Origin of the sequence: Pseudomonas sp. Sample_23, from assembly GCF_004307595.1 — a bacterium.
Lineage (GTDB): Bacteria > Pseudomonadota > Gammaproteobacteria > Pseudomonadales > Pseudomonadaceae > Aquipseudomonas > Aquipseudomonas atacamensis.
The window spans coordinates 1-3,796 of sequence record NZ_RCNX01000003.1; the positions used below are offsets into that span (position 1 = coordinate 1).

The window sequence follows — 3,796 nt, forward strand, 5'->3', positions numbered from 1 at the left end:
TTGGCGCTTGTAAAAAAGTAAGTCGCCGTCAGGCGAAACCGCCAGCCGCAGCACCGAAACCTTCGGATATTCACACCAGACAAACCAAGGCATGGTCGGCCCAGAGGCCGCCAAGACAACCCGAGCGAGAAAATGTTAGCGTGCTTGCAATCAAGCCCCGACGAGCCCAAGCCCAATGAAAAAAACAGTCCTGGCCTTCAGCCGCATCACCCCGCCCATGATCGAACGCCTGCAAGAAGAATTCGACGTCATCGTCCCCAACCCCAAGACCGGTGACATCAACGCCCAGTTCAACGAAGCCCTGCCCCACGCCCACGGCCTCATCGGCGTCGGCCGCAAACTCGGCCGCGCACAACTTGAAACCGCGACAAAACTCGAAGTGGTTTCGAGCGTCTCGGTCGGCTACGACAACTACGACCTCGACTACTTCAACGAACGCGGGATCATGCTCACCAACACCCCCGACGTGCTCACCGAAAGCACCGCCGACCTCGCCTTCGCCCTGATCATGAGCAGCGCTCGCCGCGTCGCCGAACTCGACGCCTGGACCAAGGCCGGCCAATGGCAGGCCAGCGTCGGCGCTCCGCTGTTCGGCACTGATGTGCACGGCAAGACCCTCGGCATCGTCGGCATGGGCAACATTGGCGCCGCCGTCGCCCGACGCGGGCGCTTCGGCTTCAACATGCCGATCATCTACAGCGGCAACAGCCGCAAGACCGAACTGGAACAGGAGCTCGGCGCACAGTTCCGCAGCCTCGATGAGCTGCTGGCCGAAGCTGATTTTGTCTGCCTGGTAGTGCCACTGAGCGACAAGACCCGTCACCTGATCAGCCATCGCGAACTGGCGCTGATGAAGCCGAGCGCGATCCTGGTCAACATCTCGCGCGGCCCGGTGGTCGACGAACCGGCACTGATCGAAGCCCTGCAAAACAACCGCATCCGTGGCGCCGGGCTGGACGTCTATGAAAAAGAACCGCTGGCCGAATCGCCGCTGTTCCAATTGAAGAACGCCGTGACCCTGCCGCACATCGGCTCGGCCACCACCGAGACCCGCGAAGCCATGGCCAACCGCGCCCTGGCCAACCTGCGCAGCGCCCTCCTCGGCGAACGGCCGCAGGATCTGGTCAACCCGCAGGTCTGGCGCGGCTGAAAAAAAAGGCCGGCGCAACATTGCGCCGGCCTTCACGTTACATAACTTGCAACCGAACAAAAACGCCGGACCCAGTAACTGCCATATAAGCTCTCGCAACTTATCAACTCATTGATTATTTGCTATGGAGAGCTGATCCCGTGAACACCCTGACCACCGACAAACTCATTCGTTACAGCAAAGTCATCTTGATGGCTTATATAAGTTTCTTTGGCTTGCTGGTGATGATTCATAACTTCACCGACTACGAGTCCAACTACACTTACGTTGCACATATCCTGAGCATGGACACCACCAACGCCAGTGAAAACATCATGTACCGCGCGATCGATTCGCCGATGATCCATCACCGGATCTACTGGTTCATCATCACCATGGAAGTCACCTATACCGTGCTTTGCCTGATCGGTACTTACCAGTTGTATCGCCACATCGATGCATCGCCAGCGGCATTCCATGAAGCCAAGAAGTTTTCGATCATGGGCATGTTGGTCGCCATTTTCATTTATTACGTTTGTCTACAAACTGTAGGTGTCGAGTGGTTCGACATGGACACTTCGCTATCATGGAATGCCAAGGACTGGGCAAGGCATATTGTCGACTTCATCTTCCCGGTGATGATCTACATCACTTTGAAAGTTGAGCGCTGAGTATCAGCGCTCGCTTTATCAAGCCAACTTCCCTTGACCCGCAGACAACAGCACTTTCGGTTTACGAAACACCAGCACGTTGCCCAGCATCACCAGCACCAGCCCGACCAGCGCCGGTGCGGTCCATTGATAACCTTCGGCAAACGCCGACACGTTCAACGCCACCACCGGGAACAGCACCGTGCAATAAGCCGCTCGCTCGGGGCCCATGCGCCCGACCAGCGTCAGGTACGCAGTGAAGCCGATCACCGAGCCGGGAATCACTAGATACAACAGCGCACCGACATAACGCGGCGACCAATCCATGTCGAAGGGTATGCCGTTGAACAGACACCACACCGTCAGCATCGCCGCGCCGTAAGCCATGCCCCAGGCGTTGGTGGTCAGCGGTCGCAATCCCGCTTTCTGTTGCAGACTCGAGAGCATATTGCCGGCGGAAAAACACAAGGTGCCGCATAACGCCAATCCAAGGCCGAGCAGGGTTTGCGGGCTGGCTTGATGCCCGGCCAGTTCCGGCCAGAACAACAGCCCCAGACCCGACAGCCCCAACGCACCGCCCAGCAACACATTGCGCGCAATGCGCTGACCGAAGAACACCCGTGCATTCAGCGCGTTCCACAACGTTGCCGTGGAAAACACCACAGCCACAAGACCGCTGGGTATCCACTGGCTGGCCGTCAGAAAGCACATGAAGTTCACACAGAACAGACAGAGCCCCTGGGCCACACAGACCAAGTGGCCTCGGCGGTTCATCGGTTGCAGGCGTCGGCTGAGCAGCAACAACCCAAACAAAACCAACGCGGCGAGGCCGAAGCGATAGACAATCGACACCGGGATTTCGACCACGCCCAATTGCCATTTCAAGGCAATCCAGGTGGTGCCCCAGATCAGCACGGTCAGCAGGTACAACGACAGGTTCATGGCACACACTCCTTAAACAGGCCTTGAGTGTCTGCCTCGGGCAGCCTCCGACGCTTGCACAATCTTGCGCTTTTGTCTGGCGGCAGGCTGGCAGGGCGGCGTCTACGGAGTAGGATGCAAGGCGTTGGAGAGAACCGAACATGGCCGCTATCGATACCCTGCAAGTCTTTCAAGCCCTCAACCGCTCGCCGAATGCACGCCTTGTGCACAGCGCCGAGCTCGGTGACGGCATGTCTGCGGCCTTGTGGACCAACCACCACGATGCCCAGGAATACGAAGCGCCAAGTCATCACACGCTGTCGTGCTACGTCGCCGGCGGCACCGGCACATTCCGTCGTGGCCAGCCGGGCCGCAAAGGCGGGCCGGACAAGCTGTGCATCCTGCCGGCCGATCATGAATCGGGCTGGGTGATAAATGGCGATATCCGTCTGGCGCACCTGTATTTCAGCGCCGAACAATTCGCCCTCGGTTGCGTCACTTTGCTCGATCACGAACCGCGCGAGATGCAGTTGCGCGAGCAGACCTTTCTCGAAGATCCGCAGCAGGCGCAGCGCTTCCGGCAATTGCTGAATCTGAACTGGCAAGAGCCGGCCGAGCGCTTGCTGACCAGCAGCCTCGCCCATGAATTGATCAGCCACACCTTGCTCAGCCAGGTCGGTGCGCGCCAGGGCCTGCGCCTCAAGGGCGGGCTGGCGCCGCACCAGCGCCGACAACTGGTGGAGTTCATCGACAACCAGTTGGCCGAGCCGATCAGCCTCGGGCAACTGGCCGGGCTGTGTGCGCTTTCGGAATATCACTTTGCGCGGATGTTCCGCGTCAGCTTCGGGCTACCGCCGCACCAGTACGTGCTGGCGCGGCGCTTGAGCCGAGCGCGGGAATTGTTGCGCGGCACGGCGCTGCCGCTGGGCGAGATCGCGCTGGCGTGCGGGTTTGCCAGTGCCAGCCATTTTACTAATCGGTTCAGGCAGGTTTTGGGCGGGACGCCGGGCGAGTATCGGCAGGCGTTTTTGCGTTAGAAGGTCAAAAGATCGCAGCCTTCGGCAGCTCCTTGTATCTCGACTAACGCTCCGTCAGG

At 59.4% G+C, this 3,796-nt stretch carries 4 protein-coding genes; 3 read left to right on the forward strand and 1 reads right to left on the reverse strand.

Annotated elements, in window-relative coordinates:
* Positions 1-175: 175 nt before the first annotated feature.
* Both D8U82_RS00370 and D8U82_RS00375 read left to right on the forward strand, forming a co-directional pair.
* Positions 176-1,150, forward strand: a complete 975-nt coding sequence (locus D8U82_RS00370) for a D-glycerate dehydrogenase (RefSeq protein ID WP_122610794.1) — start codon at positions 176-178, stop codon at positions 1,148-1,150.
* A gap of 140 nt (positions 1,151-1,290) precedes the next feature.
* Positions 1,291-1,800, forward strand: coding sequence for a DUF2165 domain-containing protein (locus tag D8U82_RS00375; protein WP_130901471.1), 510 nt, complete (start codon positions 1,291-1,293; stop codon positions 1,798-1,800).
* An 18-nt stretch (positions 1,801-1,818) separates the two neighbouring features.
* On the opposite strand, the gene D8U82_RS00380 is transcribed toward D8U82_RS00375, so the two are convergent.
* Positions 1,819-2,721 carry a DMT family transporter gene (locus D8U82_RS00380; protein ID WP_130901472.1) on the reverse strand — a complete coding sequence of 301 codons (903 nt, stop codon included), beginning with the start codon at positions 2,719-2,721 and terminating at the stop codon, positions 1,819-1,821.
* A gap of 140 nt (positions 2,722-2,861) precedes the next feature.
* Here D8U82_RS00380 and D8U82_RS00385 point away from each other — a divergent pair, with 140 nt between their 5' ends.
* Positions 2,862-3,737: an AraC family transcriptional regulator gene (locus tag D8U82_RS00385; protein WP_130901473.1), complete on the forward strand. Its 876-nt coding sequence runs from the start codon at positions 2,862-2,864 to the stop codon at positions 3,735-3,737.
* Positions 3,738-3,796: the final 59 nt, after the last annotated feature.

Bases quoted from the DNA above. Each gene is read 5' to 3' on its own strand.
- D8U82_RS00370 (WP_122610794.1), top strand. From the start codon at position 176: ATGAAAAAAACAGTCCTGGCCTTCAGCCGCATCACCCCGCCCATGATC.
- D8U82_RS00380 (WP_130901472.1), bottom strand. From the start codon at position 2,721: ATGAACCTGTCGTTGTACCTGCTGACCGTGCTGATCTGGGGCACCACC.
- D8U82_RS00385 (WP_130901473.1), top strand. From the start codon at position 2,862: ATGGCCGCTATCGATACCCTGCAAGTCTTTCAAGCCCTCAACCGCTCG.